The organism is Streptomyces mauvecolor (assembly GCF_039532965.1).
In the GTDB taxonomy this organism is placed as follows: Bacteria; Actinomycetota; Actinomycetes; order Streptomycetales; family Streptomycetaceae; genus Streptomyces; species Streptomyces violascens.
In genome coordinates this window covers 91,925-110,072 of sequence record NZ_BAAASQ010000007.1, presented here as the reverse complement: position 1 = coordinate 110,072, position 18,148 = coordinate 91,925, and the positions used below count along the sequence as shown (strand labels likewise).

At 72.5% G+C, this 18,148-nt stretch carries 15 protein-coding genes; 8 read left to right on the top strand and 7 right to left on the bottom strand.

Translation table 11 applies throughout. The features are described from left to right. Positions 1–58: 58 nt before the first annotated feature. The gene (locus tag ABD346_RS07325) at positions 59–1,291 is read left to right on the top strand and encodes an MFS transporter (RefSeq protein WP_344373161.1); all 1,233 of its coding nucleotides are present in this window, start codon (positions 59–61) and stop codon (positions 1,289–1,291) included. A gap of 10 nt (positions 1,292–1,301) precedes the next feature. Further along, positions 1,302–2,294 (top strand): 2,3,4,5-tetrahydropyridine-2,6-dicarboxylate N-succinyltransferase, encoded by a 993-nt coding sequence (gene dapD / locus ABD346_RS07320; RefSeq protein WP_344373158.1) that lies wholly within the window; start codon positions 1,302–1,304, stop codon positions 2,292–2,294. Positions 2,295–2,535: 241 nt separating this feature from the next. On the opposite strand, the gene dapA is transcribed toward dapD, so the two are convergent. Together dapA and ABD346_RS07310 are read right to left on the bottom strand one after the other, a co-directional pair. After that, on the bottom strand, positions 2,536–3,429 hold the full coding sequence (dapA, locus tag ABD346_RS07315) for a 4-hydroxy-tetrahydrodipicolinate synthase (RefSeq protein ID WP_344373155.1): 894 nt from the start codon (positions 3,427–3,429) through the stop codon (positions 2,536–2,538). Between the two features lie 85 nt (positions 3,430–3,514). Further along, positions 3,515–3,934 carry a PPOX class F420-dependent oxidoreductase gene (locus tag ABD346_RS07310; RefSeq protein ID WP_344373152.1) on the bottom strand — a complete coding sequence of 140 codons (420 nt, stop codon included), beginning with the start codon at positions 3,932–3,934 and terminating at the stop codon, positions 3,515–3,517. Between the two features lie 67 nt (positions 3,935–4,001). Here ABD346_RS07310 and ABD346_RS07305 point away from each other — a divergent pair, with 67 nt between their 5' ends. Beyond that, the gene (locus ABD346_RS07305) at positions 4,002–4,445 is read left to right on the top strand and encodes a MarR family winged helix-turn-helix transcriptional regulator (protein ID WP_344373149.1); all 444 of its coding nucleotides are present in this window, start codon (positions 4,002–4,004) and stop codon (positions 4,443–4,445) included. Between the two features lie 47 nt (positions 4,446–4,492). On the opposite strand, the gene ABD346_RS07300 is transcribed toward ABD346_RS07305, so the two are convergent. Further along, positions 4,493–6,328: an endonuclease/exonuclease/phosphatase family protein gene (locus ABD346_RS07300; RefSeq protein WP_344373146.1), complete on the bottom strand. Its 1,836-nt coding sequence runs from the start codon at positions 6,326–6,328 to the stop codon at positions 4,493–4,495. Between the two features lie 332 nt (positions 6,329–6,660). Here ABD346_RS07300 and ABD346_RS07295 point away from each other — a divergent pair, with 332 nt between their 5' ends. Beyond that, positions 6,661–8,127, top strand: a complete 1,467-nt coding sequence (locus tag ABD346_RS07295; protein WP_344373143.1) for a hypothetical protein — start codon at positions 6,661–6,663, stop codon at positions 8,125–8,127. Between the two features lie 308 nt (positions 8,128–8,435). Then, complete coding sequence (locus ABD346_RS07290; protein ID WP_344373140.1) at positions 8,436–10,013, top strand: TROVE domain-containing protein; 1,578 nt, start codon at positions 8,436–8,438, stop codon at positions 10,011–10,013. A 65-nt stretch (positions 10,014–10,078) separates the two neighbouring features. Here the strand turns inward: ABD346_RS07290 and ABD346_RS07285 are convergent, their stop codons facing one another. The 4 genes from ABD346_RS07285 to ABD346_RS07270 form a co-directional block, all read right to left on the bottom strand. Further along, complete coding sequence (locus ABD346_RS07285) at positions 10,079–10,846, bottom strand: SDR family NAD(P)-dependent oxidoreductase (RefSeq protein WP_344373137.1); 768 nt, start codon at positions 10,844–10,846, stop codon at positions 10,079–10,081. A gap of 89 nt (positions 10,847–10,935) precedes the next feature. Further along, complete coding sequence (locus ABD346_RS07280; protein ID WP_344373134.1) at positions 10,936–12,150, bottom strand: beta-ketoacyl-[acyl-carrier-protein] synthase family protein; 1,215 nt, start codon at positions 12,148–12,150, stop codon at positions 10,936–10,938. A 187-nt stretch (positions 12,151–12,337) separates the two neighbouring features. Then, a complete protein-coding gene (locus ABD346_RS07275; protein WP_344373131.1) occupies positions 12,338–13,531 on the bottom strand; it encodes a TerD family protein in 1,194 nt (397 codons plus the stop codon). Between the two features lie 84 nt (positions 13,532–13,615). After that, positions 13,616–14,428, bottom strand: coding sequence for an NAD-dependent epimerase/dehydratase family protein (locus tag ABD346_RS07270; RefSeq protein ID WP_344373129.1), 813 nt, complete (start codon positions 14,426–14,428; stop codon positions 13,616–13,618). 260 nt (positions 14,429–14,688) lie between these two features. On the opposite strand from ABD346_RS07270, the gene ABD346_RS07265 reads away from it, so the two are divergent. The 3 genes from ABD346_RS07265 to ABD346_RS07255 all read left to right on the top strand — a co-directional run bounded on the left by ABD346_RS07265 (position 14,689) and on the right by ABD346_RS07255 (position 18,111). Continuing rightward, positions 14,689–15,657, top strand: coding sequence for a 5-dehydro-4-deoxyglucarate dehydratase (locus tag ABD346_RS07265; protein ID WP_344373126.1), 969 nt, complete (start codon positions 14,689–14,691; stop codon positions 15,655–15,657). Next, positions 15,654–16,793, top strand: a complete 1,140-nt coding sequence (locus tag ABD346_RS07260) for a hypothetical protein (protein ID WP_344373123.1) — start codon at positions 15,654–15,656, stop codon at positions 16,791–16,793. The genes ABD346_RS07265 and ABD346_RS07260 overlap by 4 nt, the downstream gene beginning before the upstream one ends. 529 nt (positions 16,794–17,322) lie before the next feature. Then, a complete protein-coding gene (locus ABD346_RS07255; RefSeq protein ID WP_344373119.1) occupies positions 17,323–18,111 on the top strand; it encodes an HAD family acid phosphatase in 789 nt (262 codons plus the stop codon). The last annotated feature ends 37 nt before the right edge of the window (positions 18,112–18,148 follow it).

The window sequence follows — 18,148 nt, the reverse complement described above, 5'->3', positions numbered from 1 at the left end:
TGCCATAGTCCGTTCCCATAAGGAACTTACTGCGATTCCGGGACTGGGGGCGGGCGGCGTGAGGACACTGCGCGAGGTACCGAGGACGGTTCGGCTGCTGTGCTGCGGCATCTTCTTCAACGCGGTCGTCAGCTTCACCTTCGTCTACCTGTTCGTATGGCTGACCGGACCGCGCGGGCTCACCGTCGCCCAGGCCGGAGTGCTGAGCGGCATCGGCGGCATCGGGCTTGTCGCCGGGAACTTCACGGGCGGCTGGTTCGGCGACCGCTACGGACACCGACGTGCGCTGCTCGCGGGCGCCGCCGTCAGCGGCAGCGTCCTGTGCGTCATCGCGCTGCTCCCGGTGGCCGCGCTGTATGCGGCGCTGCCGCTCGCCCAGTACGCCTCCGGAGTCGTCAGGTCGGCGAACTCCGCGCTCGTCGCGGTCAGCGTCCCCGAAGGCAGCCGCCGCCAGGGCTTCGCCGTCATGCGCTTCGCGAGCAACGCCGGGTTCACCGTCGGGCCGCCGCTCGGCGCGCTGGCCGCGGCCCGGTTCTCGTACGACTGGCTCTTCGTCGCCGACGGCATCGGCACCCTGCTGTTCGCGGCGTACGCCGCGCGGGTGCTGCCCGCCCACGGCGCCGTGCAGTCGCCCCGGCCGCGCGCCGCGGACGCGCCCGCCTTCCGCAGCGAACTGCGGGCCCGGCCCGCCGTGCTCGTGCTGCTCGCCGCGATCGTCTGCGTCGACCTCGTCTACCGCCAGCAGTATGCGACCCTGCCCGTGTTCCTCGGCGACCACGGCCTCGACGCCCGCGTCTACGGCTGGCTGATCGCCATCAACGGCGGCGTCATCCTCTGCCTCGAACTCCCGGCCGCGCACGCCCTGCGCAAGCGCGCCCCGCTGACCGTGATCGGCTCGGGGCTGCTCCTGGTCGGGCTCGGATACGCGGCGCTCGTGCCCAGCGCCTCGCTCGGCGCGGCCGTCGCCCTGATGGTGTCGCTCACCCTCGGCGAGATCCTCTACAAGACGACCGCCACGGCGTACGTCGCCGACCAGGCGCCCGCCCACGCCCAGGGGCGCTTCCAGAGCCTGTACGCGGGCGCCTCCATCAGCGGGCAGGTGCTGGCCCCGCCGCTCGGCGGCGCCCTCTACGCCTCGGCGCCCGGACTGCTCTGGCCGCTGTGCGCGGGGCTCGCCGCACTCGCCGGTCTCGCCGTGCTGGGGGCGCGGCGGCTGCCCGGGGCGCCGGCCGGGGCGGACACGGGACCGTCACTTGAGACCGGTTCGCCCCGGCGGGCCGCGGCCGGTTAGGTTTTGGGTCATGACCGACACGACTACTGCTACGACCGGCGCCGCGGCCGCCGGCCTCGCCACCATCGCCGCCGACGGCACCATCCTGGACACCTGGTTCCCCGCCCCCGAGCTCGTGACCGTCGCCGAGCCCGGCCCCGCCGGAACCGAGCGCCTCTCCGCCGAGCGCGCCGCCGAACTCCTCGGCGCGGGTGCGCTGGGGGCCGTCGGCGCCGACGAGCGCCGCGGGGTCGAGGTCGTCGCCGTCCGCACGGTCATCGCCTCCCTCGACGACAAGCCCCTGGACGCGCACGACGCCTACCTGCGTCTGCACCTCCTCTCGCACCGGCTCGTCAAGCCGCACGGCCAGAACCTGGACGGCCTCTTCGGCCTCCTCGCGAACGTGGCCTGGACCTCGCTCGGCCCGGTCGCGGTGGACGAGGTCGAGACGGTGCGGCTGAACGCGCGTGCCGAGGGGCTGCACCTCCAGGTCACCTCCATCGACAAGTTCCCGCGCATGACGGACTACGTCGCTCCCAAGGGCGTACGCATCGCCGACGCCGACCGGGTGCGCCTCGGCGCCCACCTCGCCGAGGGCACCACGGTCATGCACGAGGGCTTCGTGAACTTCAACGCGGGCACGCTCGGCACGTCCATGGTCGAGGGCCGCATCTCCGCCGGCGTCGTCGTCGGCGACGGCTCCGACATCGGCGGCGGCGCGTCCACCATGGGCACGCTGTCCGGCGGCGGCAACGTCCGCATCGTCATCGGCGAGCGGTGCCTGGTCGGCGCCGAGGCGGGCGTGGGGATCGCGCTGGGCGACGAGTGCGTCGTCGAGGCGGGCCTTTACGTCACGGCCGGCACGCGGGTGACGATGCCGGACGGGCAGATCGTGAAGGCCCGTGAGCTGTCGGGGGCGTCCAACATCCTGTTCCGCCGGAACTCGGTGACGGGGGCGGTCGAGGCCCGGCCGAACAACGCGGTGTGGGGCGGGCTGAACGAGGTCCTGCACGCCCACAACTAGCCGGGTTCGCCCGGCGGGCCGGGGTCACCGGGGCGCTGCCCCGGACCCCGGCGGGTTCACCCGTCCGCCCGCCTGCCCGTACAGGGCGGTTGGACGAGCTGGGCACAGGGGGCTTCGCCCCCTGTGCCCCCTGCCGTTCGGATGCGGGCCCTGGGTGGCTGGTCGCGCAGTTCCCCGCGCCCCTGGCAGGGTCGGCCTTGGCGGGATGCACCCGGGCCGCGGCCGGATCGTGAACCCCGGCTCACCCCGCGCGCAGCGCATCCCGCGCCGCCCGCAAGCGGGACACCTCGTCCGGGGCGGCCGACTGCAAGGGCGCCCGCACCGGATGGTCCAGCAGCGCCTTCGCCGTCACCGCGCCCGGCAGGCCCGATGCCATCATCAACTCCGTCAGCGGCAGGGTGAGTCGGTTGAGGCGGGCCGCCTCCGCGGGCGTACCCGCGTCGTGCGCATCCAGTACCGCCCTCAGCTCGCGCGGCGCCACGTTCGCCACCGTGCTCACATAGCCCGCCCCGCCCACCGCGTACAGCGGAAGGTTCAGCTCCTCCGAGCCCGAGTAGTACGCCAGTGACGTACCGCCGATGACCTTCGTCGAGCCGAGCAGGTCGTAGGCGCAGTCCTTCACCGCCACGATCCGCTCGTGCTCCGCGAGCCGCAGCATCGTGGCGACCTCGATCCGCGTGCCCGTGCGGCCCGGGATGTCGTACAGCATCACCGGCAGCGCAGTCGCGTCGGCCACGGTGCGGAAGTGGGCCTCCACGGCGGACTGCGGGGGGCGGCTGTAGTAGGGGGTCACCACCAACAGGCCGTCCGCGCCCGCCCGTTCGGCCGCGCGGGCCAGCGCGACGGTGTGGTCCGTGGACGCGCTGCCCACCCCCGCCACGACCGCCGCCCGGTCGCCGACCGCCTCCACCACCGCCCGCACGAGCGCGGTCTTCTCCTCGTCGGAGGTCGTCGGCGACTCCCCGGTCGTGCCGTTCAGGACCAGGCCGTCGCACCCGTTGTCGACCAGGTGCGCGGCCAGCTTCTGCGCGGCCGGCAGGTCCAGCTCGTACGACTCCGTGAACGGCGTGACCATGGCGCACAGCGCGCGTCCGAAGGGGCGAGGAGGGGAGAGCGGGCTCGAAGGTGTCGTCATACGGGCAGTTTTGCCCGGCCGAGAGTTAACGTCTACTTAGAGTTTCTGGCGGCTGCCCGTAGTGCTGCTGAATCAATGCGGCCCGTCACTGCGACGTCGTGCGCTCCGGGCGCACCACCAGGACCACCCGGTGCTCCGCGTCGCCCACCGGAGCCTCGTACTCAAGGCCGTACCGCTTGGCCAGGACGTCGAAGAACGCGCCCGTCGGGTCCGGCTCGATGCGCTCGACCGTGCCCCGGACCTCCAGGTAACGGTAGGGCTGGTCGGGGTCGTTGACCGAGACGGAGACCTTGGGGTCGGCGGTGACGTTCTTGCACTTGCGGCGCGTGGTGGTCGTGGTGAAGCGCAGGAACTCGCCGTCCCACTCCTGCCAGACGGGGTTGACGTGCGGGGTGCCGTTCGGGCCCTTGGTGGCGAGGTGTACGAAGAGGGGGCGGGTCAGCAGATCGGCGTGGCTGGCGGGGATAACGGAGTTGCTGTCGGTCGAGATCGCCTTCGTCGTCATGGAGCTGAACGTTATCAATGTATTGATGATGCGCAAGGGTTTTATCTTCGCGTCGTATCCTCGGGGCATGACCATGCCGCCCGAGGAGCGCCTCGGCTTCGACATCAAGCGCGCCGAGCAGGAGCTGATCGCCGCGAAGAGCGCGGCGGTGAAGGCGGCCGGGCTCACCGTGCCGCAGTACGCCGCGCTGTTCGGGCTCTCCGGCGCGCCCGGCATCTCGGCCGCCGCGCTGGCCCGGGCCTGCCTGGTCACCCCGCAGGCCATGAACGTCGTACTGAAGAACCTCGAAGAGCGCGGCCTGGTCGAGCGCACCCCGCACCCCTGGCATCGCAACGTCCTGGAGACCCGGCTCACCGAGAAGGGGTGTACGGCACTGGCCACCGCCGATGAGCGGGCGGTGGCCATCGAGCGCCGCATCGAGCGTGCATTCACCGCAGAGGAACGGGAGTTGCTCCGTTCGCTGCTCGGCCGGGCCGTCGCCGCGATCCGGGGCGGCGACGCTGCCGGGTGAGGCTGGGCCGGCCGGGGTCACGTGCTGCCCGGCCGGCCCCGTACCCGCTACGGGTGGAAGCGGATGATCTGCGGGTCGTGGTCGCTGGTCTGGTTCGCGAACTCCGCGTTGATGTGCACGCTGTCGTAGTCGAAGCCCCGGACGGCAGGGCTCGTCAGGACCTGGTCCAGGACCTGGGTGTTGCCCTGGTAGACGTAGGAGTAACGCTCCTTCTTCGGCAGCGTGCGGTAGGCCGAGCGCAGCGCGCCGCCGTCCTCCAGGGCCTTGGTCGTGCCCGAGAAGTCGAAGTCGTTGATGTCGCCGACGGCCAGCACGGCGGCGTGCTTGTCGGCCGCGAGCAGCTGCTTCACGAAGGCGTTGACGGCCTGTGCCTGCTGCAGCCGCTTGGCCTCCGAGGAGCGCGGCACCGGCTGGTGCTGCGAGAGAAGGCTCTCGTCGCCGCCCTTCGAAGCGAAGTGGTTCGCGATCACGAACACGGTCTTGCCCTTGAAGACGAACTCGCCGGCCAGCGGCTTGCGGCTGTCCGTCCACGCCGGGTTGGCCGGGTCGATCCGGCCGGGCGAGAGGGTGAGGGCCGGGTGGCCCTTGGTGCCGGTGACGCCGACGGCGGTCTTGTAGTCGCCGCCCGGACGGTCGGTGAAGGAGACCCGCGCCGGGTTGAAGAGGAAGCCCTGGCGGATGTTGCCGCCCGGCTCGCCGCCGTCCTTGTTGTTCTCCGGGTCGATCGAGCGCCACTGGTAGGCCGGGCCGCCCGCCAGGGCGATCGCGTCCGTGAACTTCTTCACGGTCGCCGAGGCGTCCACCGTGCCGTCGTTCTTCGCGCCGTTGTTGTCCTGGATCTCCTCCAGGGCCACGATGTCCGGCGAGGCCAGGTTGGTGACGACGCCCTGCGCCAGCGCGTCGAACTTCGACTGCGGGTCGCTCGGGTCCAGGTTCTCCACGTTGTACGTGGCGACCGCCAGCTCGCCCGTGCGCTGCTTGCGGGTGACCTCGCGCTTGAGACCGTTGTCCTTGACCGTACCGAGCGTGCGCGCGGTGATCGTGTAGCCGCCGAACTGGTTGAAGTCCAGGGGGCCTTCGGTGGTCCCGGTCAGGGTGTCGCCCACGTTCGCGGTGGGGAAGGCCTGCTGGGCGGTCGGGATCAGGCTCTGGATCTGGAGGCGGCCGGTGTTCTGGTCGTCGTACGAGGAGTAGAGCGAGCCGCCGCGGGCGGTCCGGTTCTCCTGCGGCTTCACCGTCACCCACAGCTCGGAGTACGGGTCGGTGGCGCCGACCACCCGCGAGGTGCCGATGCGGACGTTCATGCCCTCCAGGGACTCGTAGTAGTCCGTGGCGTACTTCTTCGGCTGGAGCGTGAGGCCGTTGACGCTGTTCTGGGCGGCCGGGTCGCCGTTCGGCGTGTAGCGGTCGGGCACCGAGCGGGCGGTGATCACGACCGGCGCGGGCACGGCGTTGCCCTGGGAGACCACCGTGATGGTCGGCTTCGAGATCTGCGTCAGCGACTGGTTGCCCGAGGACGGGCCGCCGGGCACGTACTCGGTCACGGTGCCCGAGACCTCCAGCGCGTCGCCCACCGCGACGGTCGGGTTCGAGCCGGTGAAGACGAAGATGCCCTCGCTGGTGGCGGGGTTCTTGTCGGGCGCCGTGTCCTGGAACCAGAAGCCCTTGGAGGAGCCGTAGGCGCGCACGCCGGTGACCACGCCGGTCACGCCCGTGACCTGCTGGCCCGCGAGCGGGGATATCCGGGTGGTGCCCTGGATGTCATGGATCTTCGCCTGCACGGGGGCCGCGGGGGCCGCCTGCGAGGAGGCGGCGCAGACCAGTCCGGCGGCGAGTGCGGTGGCGACCACGGCGGACACGGCGGCGGTTCTGGGAACGGGCATTCAGGTACTCCGGAGGTGATGAGGGAGGAGATGAGAGAAAGGTGCGTGCGGCGATGCAGTTCTACGCGCGTCAATCTCTTGTCTGGAGTGGGGAGTTGTCAAGAGTTCTTGGGTGGATCAAAACCGACGGGCAGATGAACCCCCGGGGACCGGGTGCGGCCGCCGCCGGGGGCGCGCCGCGGTGGAGCCGGGGGAAGCGGGGGGCGGCGCCGGGTGCGCACGGCCGGCGCAGCGGAACCCGGTGAAATGCGTCTACGCTGGGTGCCGCTCAACCATCGCTGACCCAGCGCGACCCAGAGCGCCCAGACCGTACGGCCGAGGAGTACCCCCAGATGTCCGGAGACCGCCCCACCCTGCCGCCGGTACGGCTGAACTCCGAGGCGGAGCTGGCCCGGGACGCGTTGTCCGCCCCGCTGCTCGCCCGCGCCGTGCGGCTCGCCCGCTGGGCCGGGCCCGACACCCGGGTCGGCGCGGGCGGCGAACTCGTCGAGGAGCAGCTGCCCGCGGCCGCCGCCGAACTCGGCCTGGGCGACGACCAGGACGGCCCGGCGTACGCGAGCGAGGCCTGGCGGGTCGCGGTCGACACCGGCCTCGTCGACATCGAGGACGCCCCCGGCACGCCGAACTCCGCGGGCGAGGAGGACGAGGACGCCGAGGGCACCGCCTGTGCCGGTGACAACCTCTCCGTGCTCACCTCCGGCTCGCCGCACGACGTGCTCGCCGTCTGGCTCGACGCCTTCGACGTGGTCTTCGCGGACGCCACCGCCCCGATGATCGACGACTTCGCCGACCTGGTCGGCGAGAACGGCGAGATCGACTTCGACCGCCTCGAATGGGACCCCGAGGAGGAGGCCGACTTCCTGGAGGGCGTCCTCGGCAACCTGTACCTGCTCACCGTCAGCGAGGGCGGCACCCCCGAGGGGCCCGTGCCGCTGCCCGCGCTCGCCGCCTCGATGATCGTCCCCGACGACATGGGCGAGCCCACCGACGACATCCTGGAGCAGGTCTCCGACGCGATGATGCGCCTCGACGACCAGTTCCGGCTCCTGGAGCCGATCGGCCTGGTCGAGTACGAGCCCGTCGACGAGGCCCTGATGGCCGAGGTCGGCGACGAGCCCGCCCCGCCGGTCGACGACGAGGACGTCTCCCGCTACGGCATGGTCCGCCTCACCCCGCTCGGCCTCTACGGCGTGCGCGCCCGGATGCTGGAGGCCGGCGTGGACGCCCCGGCCGTCGGCGACCTGGCCGACAAGGGCGCCGACGCCCTGCTCGACGGCATCGCCTTCTTCCCCGAACTCTCGGCCCGCGCCGAGACCGAGCAGTGGCTCGCGCGGCGCGAACCGGCCGAAGCGGCAAGGGAGTTGCTCACCGCGGCCCGGGGCGGCGACGAGGGCGGCCCGCTGCGCCGGCTGCACTGCCAGCAGGCCCTCGCCCTGACCGGCGCCTCCGCCGAATCCGCCGTGCGCGAGGTGCTGCCCGACCCCGAACTGGGCGGCCTCGCCCGGGTCTGGCTCGCCGAGCGCGGTGCCCCCGACGTGCCGCCGCCCTCCGAGGCGATGATCTTCTGGCTGGCCATCGACACCATCGCCGCGCAGCTCGCCGTGGAGGGTGACCTGGAGGAGCTCCAGGAACTCGTCGAGGGTCTGGTCGGCCAGCACAGCGGGTTCTTCGACGAGGCCTGGCGGGTGGAGCACCCCGCGACCGCCGACGTCCTGGAGGCGATGGGCCGCCTCCACCCCGACAAGCCCACGGCGAAGGAGGCCCGCAAGGCGGCCTTCAAGGCCCGCTCCCGCGCCTGACGCCTCGTCACACCCCGACCGCCCGGGGGCCGCACGGCCTCCGGGCGGTGGCATGTCCGATACCCCGACTGTGCCTGTCTCGCGCCTGGTTGAGCCTGTGTGGAGCTCTCGACGGAGCCGCCCGCCGAAAATACTTGGCGTGCCGTCCGGGCCGCCGCCTAAGGTCGAACTCGTCCGGATGCGCAGGCGGGACCTGCTTCCGAGGCGCCCACACTCACCAGTTTGTGCACCTCCCGGTGCGCAGGCCACGGCTACTTCCTCCAACGAAATCCGCCGTCGCCGAATTCGATCTCGGGAGGCCATTCACCATGGCTCGGTTCAACCTGCGCGCCACCAAGTCGCGTACCACGTCGCCCGTGGCGTCCACCGGCGCCACCGCCCTCACCCACGAGGGCGGCCCCGGCCACCTGCGGGACGCCCGCTCCGAGCTCTTCCTGCTCGCGGTCGCCAACTTCGTGTCCCAGCAGACCTTCTACGAGACCGGCGACGCCCGCGACAGCCGGTTCGCGGCGCTCGTGCGGGGGCTCGCCGTCGAGGACCCCGAGTGGACCGCGGGCCTGCTCGGCTGGCTGCGGGGCGAGGGCGGGATGCGTACCGCCTCGGTCGTCGGCGCCGCCGAGTACGTCAAGGCGCGCCTCGACGCGGGCGCCGCGGAGGGCCCGTCCAACCGGCAGGTCGTCGCCTCGGTGCTGCTCCGCCCGGACGAGCCCGGCGAGCTGCTCGGGTACTGGACCTCGATGTACGGCCGGAACGTGCCCAAGCCCGTGAAGCGCGGGATCGCCGACGCCGTACGCCGCCTCTACAGCGGGAGGTCGCTGCTCAAGTACGACACCGCGTCCAAGGGGTACCGCTTCGGCGACATCCTCAACCTGGTGCACGCGGCGCCCGACCCGGCCAAGCCCTGGCAGGGCGAGCTGTTCCGGTACGCGCTCGACCGCCGCCACCACCCCGACACCGCGGTGCCGCCGGCCGGCGACCGGGTGCTGAGCGCGCACCGCGAGCTGATGGAGCTGCCGGTCCAGGAGCGCCGGGCGGTCGTGCTCGCGCCGGACGGCGCCGAGCGGCTTGCCGGGGCGGGCCTGACGTGGGAGGCGCTCGCGGGCTGGCTGCAGGGGCCGATGGACAAGGAGGCCTGGGAGGCGGTCATCCCGTCGATGGGCCCGATGGCCCTGGTGCGCAACCTGCGCAACTTCGACGAGGCGGGCGTCTCGGACGAGGTGGCAGCCTCGGTCGCCGCGAAGATATCGGACCCCGAAGTCGTCGCGAAGTCCCGGCAGTTCCCGTTCCGCTACCTCGCCGCGTACCAGCACGCGCCGTCGCTGCGCTGGTCGTATCCGCTGGAGAAGGCGCTCGGCCACTCGCTGGCCAACGTGCCGTCGCTGGGCGGGCGCACGCTGATCCTGGTGGACCGTTCGGGCTCGATGTGGTCGCCGCTCTCGGACCGCTCGAAGCTCAACCGGGCGGACGCGGCCGCGATCTTCGGTACGGCGCTCGCGCTGCGGGCCGCCGACGCGGACCTCGTGGAGTTCGGCACCGACAGCGCGCGGGTGAAGTACAGGGCGGGGGAGTCCGTCCTGAAGGTCCTGGAGCGCTTCGGTGAGCTGGGCGGCACCAACACGGCTGACGCGGTGCGGGGGCACTACCGCCGCCACGACCGGGTGCTGATCGTGACGGACGAGCAGGCTTCGTACCACTACGGCGGCGACCCGACGGCGCTGGTCCCGGCGGACGTGCCCGTCTACACCTGGAACCTCGCGGGGTACCGGGTGGGTCACGGCCCGTCCGGCACGGACAACCGCCATGTGTTCGCGGGCCTCACGGACGCGGCGTTCCGCATGGTGCCGCTGCTCGAAGCAGGCCGGTCGGCCAACTGGCCTTGGCTGTAGGGCTGATGCGGGTGGCCCCCCTGATCGATCGATCGGGGGGGCACCCGTCTGTGTGCGGTTCGGGCTCAAGTCCGCAGGTGGGACGCCCCGTTGAGGTCGAGCACCGCGCCCGACGACCACTGGGCGAGCGGCGAGGCGAGCCAGCGGACCGCCTCCGCGATCTCCTCGGCGGAGGCGACCCGCCCGAACGGCGACTGCGCCCGGATCGCCTCGCCCTCCGCCCCGCCCAGCCGCCCCGCGACGCGCTCCGTCTCGAAGAACCCGGGCGCGACCGAGGCGACCCCGATCCCGTACGGGGCGAGCGACACCGCGAGCGACTGGCCGAGCGCGTGCACCGCCGCCTTGGTCGCCCCGTAGGCGGGGTGGTCGGGCTCCCCGCGGAAGGCGCCGCGCGAGCCGATGTTCACGATCCGCCCGCCCGTGCCCTGCTCGATCATCCGGGACGCGGCGAGATGGCTGAGGTTGGCGGTGGCGAGGAGGTTCACGCCCACGTGCCGCTGCCACAGCTCGGCCCACTCCTCGTACGGGGTCTCGGCGAGCGGATGGCGGAGGTTCACGGCCGCGTTGTTCACCAGGACGTCGATGCCGCCGAGCGCGCCGGCCGCGGCATCGGCGACGCGCCGCGCCCCGGCGGGGTCGGTGAGATCGCCGCCGACCAGCGCGTGCCCCGACCCCTTCAGCGAGTCGAGGGTCTCGCGGGCCTCCTCCTCCCGGGACCCGAAGTGCACGGCCACACGGTCCCCCTGGGCCGCGAACGCCTGGGCGACGGCGCGGCCCAGCCCCCGGGAGGCCCCGCTGACGAGTACGCGACGGTCGGTGGCCGGCAGATTCATGAACTCTCCCCAGATCGAAGGCGGTTGCCCTGCCGTTTATACGCGGCGGCGGCTTGCCGCCCCCCCAGGGGGCCCCGCCGGACGGGAGGTCAGGCCCGCCCGAGCACCAGGCTCACGTTGTGCCCGCCGAACCCGAAGGAGTTGGCGAGCGCCGCGTCCCACGATCCCGTACGGTTCTCGCCGGCCACGTCGAGGGTCACCGCCGGGTCGAGGTGGTCCAGGTTGCGGGTCGCGGGCACGGTGCCGTCGCGCAGCGCGAGCAGCGCCGCGATCGCTCCCACCGCGCCGGACGCGCCCAGCATGTGGCCGGTCATCGACTTGGTGGCGGTGACCACCGGGTGCGTGCCGATGGCCTTGGCGACCGCCTCCGCCTCCGCGAGGTCGCCCGACGGCGTTGAGGTGGCGTGCGCGTGCACCACGCCGATGTCGGCGGGGCTCAACCGGGCGTCCCGCAGCGCCGATTCGATCGCCCGGACCTGACCGGCCACGTCCGAGGCCGTGATGTGGTCCGCGCTGGACGTGACGGCCGCCCCGGCCACCGACCCGTACACCCGCGCTCCCCGGGCCCGCGCGAACTCGGCCCGCTCCAGGACCACTATCCCCGCGCCCTCGCCCATCACGAAGCCGCTGCGGTCCCTGTCGAACGGCCGGGACACCGACGCCGGGTCCGCGTCCTCGGTCGACAGCGCCTTCATCTGCGCGAACGCGGCGATCGTGAACGGGTGCAGACAGGCCTCGGTGCCACCGGCCACCACCACATCGGCTCGCCCCGCGCGGATCAGATCCAGGCCCATCGCGATCGCCTCGGCGCCCGACGCACAGGCGCTGACCGGCGTGCGGGCCCCGCCCTGGGCGCCGAGCTCCATGGACACCCAGGCGGCGGGCCCGTTGGGCATGAGCATCGGGACGGCGTACGGGGAGAGCTTCCGGGCCCCGCCCTGCTCGAACGTGTCGTCCTGGCCCAGCGTGGTCAGCACGCCCCCGGTGCCGGTGCCGATCACCACGGCGAGCCGCTCGGGTGCGACCTCCGGGGTGCCCGCGTCCTGCCAGGCCTCGCGGGAGCTGATCATCGCGAGTTGTTCACAACGGTCAAGCTTGCGTGCCTCGACCCGGGTGAGCAGCGAGAGGGGGTCCACGGAAAGCCCGGCGGCCACCCGGACCGGCAGGCCGTCCGCCCACTCCTCCTCGATCAGGCCGGCTCCGGACGTACCGGCCAGCATCCCGGCCCAGGTGGTCGCGGTGTCGGCGCCGAGCGGGGTGATCGCGCCGAGCCCGGTGACGAGTACTTCTGCAAGATCGCTCATGCTCCGACTCTGCCAGGGGAGGTGGCTTCGCGCGAATGGTAGGGAGGCAGCGATTTGTCCCAGGGGTGTTGTGGGGTTCCAACAGGGGTGGTCGTAGGAGTGGGCGAGGGGCGGCCCGGGTGGGGGCGCACGGGTGAGGGCGGCGAGGCCCGTGGCCCCGCCGCCCTCACCCGGTCGGAGTGGCGCGCTACAGCACCTCGGCCGCGGGCTTCACCATGCCGCGGGCCGTACGGGACTTCACGAACGAGCCGAGCGCGGTCATCTCCCACTCGCCGGAGAACTGCTTGATGAGCTTCGCCATCATGACGCCGGTCTGCGGCTCCGCACCGGTCAGGTCGAAGCGCACCAGCTCCTCGCCGCTCGCCGCGTCGATGAGGCGGCAGTACGCCTTGGCGACCTCGGTGAACTTCTGGCCGGAGAAGGAGTTGACGGTGAAGACCAGGCCGGTGGCCTCGGCGGGGATGCGGCCGAGGTCGACCGTGATCACCTCGTCGTCGCCCGCGCCCTCGCCCGTCAGGTTGTCGCCGGAGTGCTTGATCGCGCCGTTCAGGATGGAGAGCTTGCCGAAGTAGCAGCTGTCCAGATGGTTGCGCTGCGGGCCGTACGCGATCACCGACGCGTCCAGGTCGATGTCCTTGCCGCGGAACGCGGGCTCCCAGCCGAGGCCCATCTTGACCTGGGAGAGCAGCGGGCGGCCGCCCTTGACCAGGGAGACCGTCTGGTTCTTCTGGAGGCTGACCCGGCCCTTGTCCAAGTTGATCTTCCCGCTGCTCGCGGGCGCGGCGGCGGGAGCGGCCGGTGCCGCCGGGGCCGGGGCGGCGAGGCGCGGGTCGGCCGGCGGGGCGGACGGCATCGGGGGTGCGGCAGGCGGCGCCGCGGGCTCCTCGACCGAGACGCCGAAGTCCGTGGCGATCCCGGCCAGGCCGTTCGCGTACCCCTGGCCCACCGCGCGGGCCTTCCAGGCGCCGCCGCGCAGGTAGATCTCCATGACCACCAGGGCCGTCTCGGTGCCGAGCCGGGGCGGGGTGAAGGTGGCGATCACACTGCCGTCGTCCCCGTTGCGCACCGTGGCCGTGGGCTCGATGCCCTGGAAGGTCTGGCCCGCCGCGTCCGGACTCGCGGTCACCACGATCTTCTCGATGCCGGGCGGCACCGCGGCGGTGTCCACGACGATCGCGTCGGGTGCGGTGCCGCCGCCGGAGCGGTGGGTGACACCGGGACCCTGCGGCTGGTTGTAGAAGATGAAGTCGTCGTCCGAGCGCACCTTGCCGTCGGCGGTGAGCAGCAGGCCCGAGACGTCGAGCCGCACGGGGGCGGCCACGTCCACCGTCACGCGGGTGGTCGGGAGCGGAAGGTTCGAGCCAGGGGTCATTGCGGTCATGTCCCGGAAACGAGCGGCGCCGCTTTACGGTTCCTTGAACCTCGCCCGAATGTCGGCGCCGCGTTTTCCCTGCTCCAGGCGGTGTCAGTGCGGCCAGATCGGCGGGTCGGTGGTGAAGTGGCCGCCGAGGCAGGCGTGCTCGGGCAGGTCCGGGTCGAGCCCGCCCTGCTCGGCGACGAGCTTGTCGGCGTACGGCTCGGAGTCGTCCCGCGGCTCGTAACCGAGCGCCCGCGCCGATGAGAGGTCCCACCACAGGCGGGTGTTGGCGGACGATCCGTACACCACGCTGTGCCCGACCCGCTCGGCCGTGAGCGCGGCGTGGAAGAGCCGGGCCCCGTCGCCGGGGCTCATCCAGATCGACAGCATCCGCACGGAGGTGGGCTCCGGGAAGCAGGAGCCGATGCGGACCGAGACGGTCTCCAGGCCGTACTTGTCCCAGTAGAACTGCGCGAGGTCCTCGCCGAAGGCCTTGGAAAGCCCGTAGAAGGTGTCGGGCCGGTGCGTGGTGGCGACCGGAATCAGCGGGTCGTCCGCTTCCTGCGGGCGGGGCGTGAAGCCGACCGCGTGATTGGAGGAGGCGAAGACGATGCGCCCGACGCCCTCCCGGCGCGCGGCCTCGTAGAGGTGGTACGTGCCCTCGATGTTGGCCTTGAGGATCTTGTCGAAGGAGGCTTCGAGGGAGATCCCCGCGAGGTGCAGGACCGCGTCGGCCCCGCGCACCGCCTCGCGCAGCGCGTCCGTGTCGGCGAGGTCGGCGGTGATCGCGTCCGGCTCGCCGGGGATGGGCAGCATGTCCAGGAGCCGCAGCTCGTATCCGTACGCCGGGAGCAGCCCGCGCATCAGGGTGCCGAGCCCGCCGGCGGCGCCGGTGAGCAGGACGGTGCGGGGACGGGGCATGGGCTCTCCTCGGGGTGCGGGGCCGTTCATGGGGATACGGAGGGGTGGCTTACCGCATCCATGGACGTGATTCACATGCGTGGACACGCTAGGGAGCGAGGCGGAGGGTCGTCAAGTGGCCCGCGAAGGTGTCGAATCCGCCCGCGCGTCAAGGCTGTTCGCCTTGACCGCCGCCAGGGCGCGGGCTTAGCGTGACTCCGTTCAGAAATATAGACGTCAGTCAGAATTGTGCACGACGGTCCTTGCCCAGGGAGCAGCCCGTGACCTCAGCCCCGCTCGCCGCCCGCCTCACTCACGTCAGCGGACCGCTGTTCTTCCCCGTGACCGCGTACGGGCCCGACGGCGGCCTCGACCTCGACATCTTCCGCGTGCACGTGCGCCAGGGGATCGAGGCGGGTGCCGCCGCCGTGTTCGCCTGCTGCGGTACGGGGGAGTTCCACGCCCTGACCCCGGGGGAGTTCCGCGCCTGCGTCGCCGCGGCCGTCGAGGAGAGCGCGGGCCGCGTCCCGGTGGTCGCGGGCGCCGGATACGGCACGGCTCTCGCCGTCGAGTACGCCCGCCTCGCCGAGGGGGCCGGCGCCGACGGGCTGCTCGCGATGCCGCCCTACCTCGTCGTCGCCGACCAGGCGGGCCTGCTGCGCCATTACACCGAACTGGCCGCGGCGACCTCGCTGGACGTCATCGTCTACCAGCGAGACAACGCGGTCCTCACCCCCGAAACGGCCGTGGCGCTGGCTCGCGTCGACGGCATCATCGGCTTCAAGGACGGCCTGGGCGACCTCGACCTGATGCAGCGGATCGTGAGCGCCGTACGCTCGGCCGGCCTGGACCCGCTGTACTTCAACGGCCTGCCCACCGCCGAACTGACCGGCCTCGCCTACCGGGGCATCGGCATCACCCTGTACTCGTCGGCGGTGTTCTGCTTCGCCCCCGACATCGCGCTGGCCTTCTGCCGAGCCCTCGAATCCGGCGACGACGCCCTGGCCAACCGCCTCCTGGACGGCTTCTTCGTACCGCTCGTCGAACTGCGCAACCAGGGGCGCGGGTACGCCGTGTCGCTGGTCAAGGCGGGGGTGCGGCTGGGCGGCCTGGAGGTGGGCGAGGTGCGGCCGCCCTTGAGCGAGCCCGACGCCGACCACGTCAAGCAATTGGCCGCGCTGATCGAGCGGGGGCGGGGGTTGCTGGCGCCGGGGGAGGGCGGGTCGGCCGCACCCGGGGCGGGCGCGTGAAGGCGTCCGCGTTCCTCTATCCGTGGGACGTCCTCGGTGACCCGGACGCCCCCGCCCGCATCGCCGACCTCGGCGTACGCCAGGTGACGCTGGCCTCCGCCTACCACTCGACCCGCGCCCTGACCCCGCACCACCCGGGCCACCGCATCGTCACGGCGGAGTACGCGGCGGTGCTGTACCCGCCGGACGAACCACACTGGCAGGGAAGGGAGTTGAGACCATGTCCGGCCGGGGCCTGGGCGCCGGGCGACGCGTACGGCGAGGCTGCCGCGTCGTTGGCGGCGGCCGGTCTCGACGTTCACTCCTGGGTGGTGCTCGCGCACAACTCCCGGCTGGGCGCGGAGCACCCCGAGACGTCGGTGGTCAACGCGTACGGCGACCGCTACCCGTGGGCGCCCTGCATCGCCCAGCCCCGGGTCCGCGCGTATCTCGTCGCCCTGGCGGCGGAGGCGGCGGCGCGCCCCGGCGCGGGCGGTACCGAACTCGAATCCTGCGGCTGGTACGGCCTCGCGCATCTGCACGGCCACGACAAGATCGCGGGGGTGGCGCTGGACGGCACCGCGGAGTATCTGATGTCGCTGTGCTTCTGCGCGTCGTGCGAGCGGGGGTACGGCGAAGTCGGCCTGGACGCGGGTGAGTTGAGGGTACGGGTGCGCGGGGCGCTGGAGCCGGTGTGGCGGGGCGGCCCGGTGGGGGCGTCCGGCGCGGAACTGCTCGCGGCCACGCTGGAGTTCCGTACGCGCGCCGCCCGGGAGCTCCAGGAGGCGGCCGTCGCGGCGGTACGGGAGCGGGGCGGGCCGGGTTTCCAGGTGCTGCTGCATGCGGATCCGCGGCCGGAGCGGTGCGGGGCCAACGCGGGGGTCGACGCGCGGCACGTGCTCGGCGTGGCCGACGGCGTGGTGGTGCCCTGCGCGGGCGGGCCGGACCTCCTCGCGCCCTTCGCGGCGCTGGGCTCCGCGGGGGTGCTTGCGGCGAACCTTACGGTGGTGTCGGGGATGGGGGGCCGGCCGGGGGAGCTGGCGCGGGAGGCGGCTCGGGTGGCGGCGCTCGGCGCGACCGAACTCCGCCTCTACCATACGGGGTTGGCGTCGCGGACGGACCTGGAGGCGGTGCGGAGGGCGGGGGTGCTGGGGTAGCGGCCCGCGGCGCGATCCCCACCCCGCCCCTTCCCGGCTGTGACACTCTGCGGCTCCGCCGCGTGGCTCCGGGGGCGGGGGTGCGGCCCGGCGGGGTGCGCTGGGGCTCCGCCCCAGACCCCGGATGCCCCCACCCCGCCCCTTCCCGAGACCCTCCGGGGGTGTGGGTGGGCTGAGCTGGTCCCCTGGGGCTCAGCCCCAGACCCCGTTCGCGCCTTAAGGGCGCTCGTCCTCAAACGCCGGACGGGCTGGGTATGCCTGCCCGGGGCACCCTGCAAAGGTCGACCCTGCCAGGGGCGCGGGGAACTGCGCGAGCAGCCACCCCCGGTCCGCAGCCGAACCACCCCACCCCCGGCGGGTTTCGGGAAGGGGTGGGGTGGGGGCTCAACGGGGTCTGGGGCGGAGCCCCAGGGCGTTTGGTCCGAGGGCAGCACTCGACGCACGGCCCTACCCCCGGTAGGACACAGTGCGGCAAAGATTTCCGTATTTCCCCTGGCGGGAGGCCATGTGATGCGCGTAGACAATCCCCATGCGCACTCTCACCAAAGCCGCAGCCACCGCCGCCGCATTCGCCGTCACCGGCGTCGCCTTCTACGGCGTCGGCGCGGCCTCCGCCGACAACGCCGCGCCGAAGTCGGACCGCGAGATCCCGAACATCACCAAGGTCGAAGACAAGATCAACGCGTACTACGGCGGTACCGCCGACGCCTCCGGGCACTTCCAGGCGTCGCCCAAGAGCAACTACGCCAAGCAGGTTGCCGACATCGAGGCCCGCGCCAAGCGGCAGATCAAGCACGCCGCCGAGCACCCCGGGCGGGACGGCCGTAAGCCCGCCATCGTGCTCGACGTCGACGACACGACGCTCCTGACGTACGACTACGAGAAGAAGAACGGCTTCGCCTACAACGCCGCCGCCTTCGACGCCTATGTGCAGAGCGCGCAGTCGATAGCCGTGTTCGGCATGCCGGACCTGGTCAACTACGCGGCCAAGAAGGGCGTCACCGTCTTCTTCCTCACCGGCCGCGACGCCTCCCAGCGCAACGCCAGCGCCGCCAACCTGACCAAGGCCGGCTACAACGTGCCGGTCGACGCCGCGCACTTCTTCCTCAAGGACAAGGCCAACCCGCCGGCCTACCTGAGCTGCGGAAAGCCCACCTGGACCTGCTCGACCGTCGACTACAAGGCCGGCACCCGCAAGCACATCGAGTCGCTCGGCTACAACATCGTCGCCAACCTCGGCGACCAGTACACCGACCTCGCGGGCGGCTACGCCGACAACACGTACAAGATCCCGAACCCGATGTACTTCCTGCCGTAGCCCTTGGTGCCGACCACTCCGGTCCGGGGCGCCGTCC

Excerpts from the sequence above, each read along its gene's own strand:
- ABD346_RS07285 (WP_344373137.1), bottom strand. The coding sequence starts at position 10,846 with ATGAATCTGCCGGCCACCGACCGTCGCGTACTCGTCAGCGGGGCCTCC.
- dapA (WP_344373155.1), bottom strand. The coding sequence starts at position 3,429 with ATGACGACACCTTCGAGCCCGCTCTCCCCTCCTCGCCCCTTCGGACGC.
- ABD346_RS07305 (WP_344373149.1), top strand. The coding sequence starts at position 4,002 with ATGACCATGCCGCCCGAGGAGCGCCTCGGCTTCGACATCAAGCGCGCC.
- ABD346_RS07310 (WP_344373152.1), bottom strand. The coding sequence starts at position 3,934 with ATGACGACGAAGGCGATCTCGACCGACAGCAACTCCGTTATCCCCGCC.
- ABD346_RS07275 (WP_344373131.1), bottom strand. The coding sequence starts at position 13,531 with ATGACCGCAATGACCCCTGGCTCGAACCTTCCGCTCCCGACCACCCGC.
- ABD346_RS07295 (WP_344373143.1), top strand. The coding sequence starts at position 6,661 with ATGTCCGGAGACCGCCCCACCCTGCCGCCGGTACGGCTGAACTCCGAG.
- ABD346_RS07280 (WP_344373134.1), bottom strand. The coding sequence starts at position 12,150 with ATGAGCGATCTTGCAGAAGTACTCGTCACCGGGCTCGGCGCGATCACC.
- ABD346_RS07300 (WP_344373146.1), bottom strand. The coding sequence starts at position 6,328 with ATGCCCGTTCCCAGAACCGCCGCCGTGTCCGCCGTGGTCGCCACCGCA.
- ABD346_RS07255 (WP_344373119.1), top strand. The coding sequence starts at position 17,323 with ATGCGCACTCTCACCAAAGCCGCAGCCACCGCCGCCGCATTCGCCGTC.
- ABD346_RS07290 (WP_344373140.1), top strand. The coding sequence starts at position 8,436 with ATGGCTCGGTTCAACCTGCGCGCCACCAAGTCGCGTACCACGTCGCCC.
- ABD346_RS07270 (WP_344373129.1), bottom strand. The coding sequence starts at position 14,428 with ATGCCCCGTCCCCGCACCGTCCTGCTCACCGGCGCCGCCGGCGGGCTC.
- dapD (WP_344373158.1), top strand. The coding sequence starts at position 1,302 with ATGACCGACACGACTACTGCTACGACCGGCGCCGCGGCCGCCGGCCTC.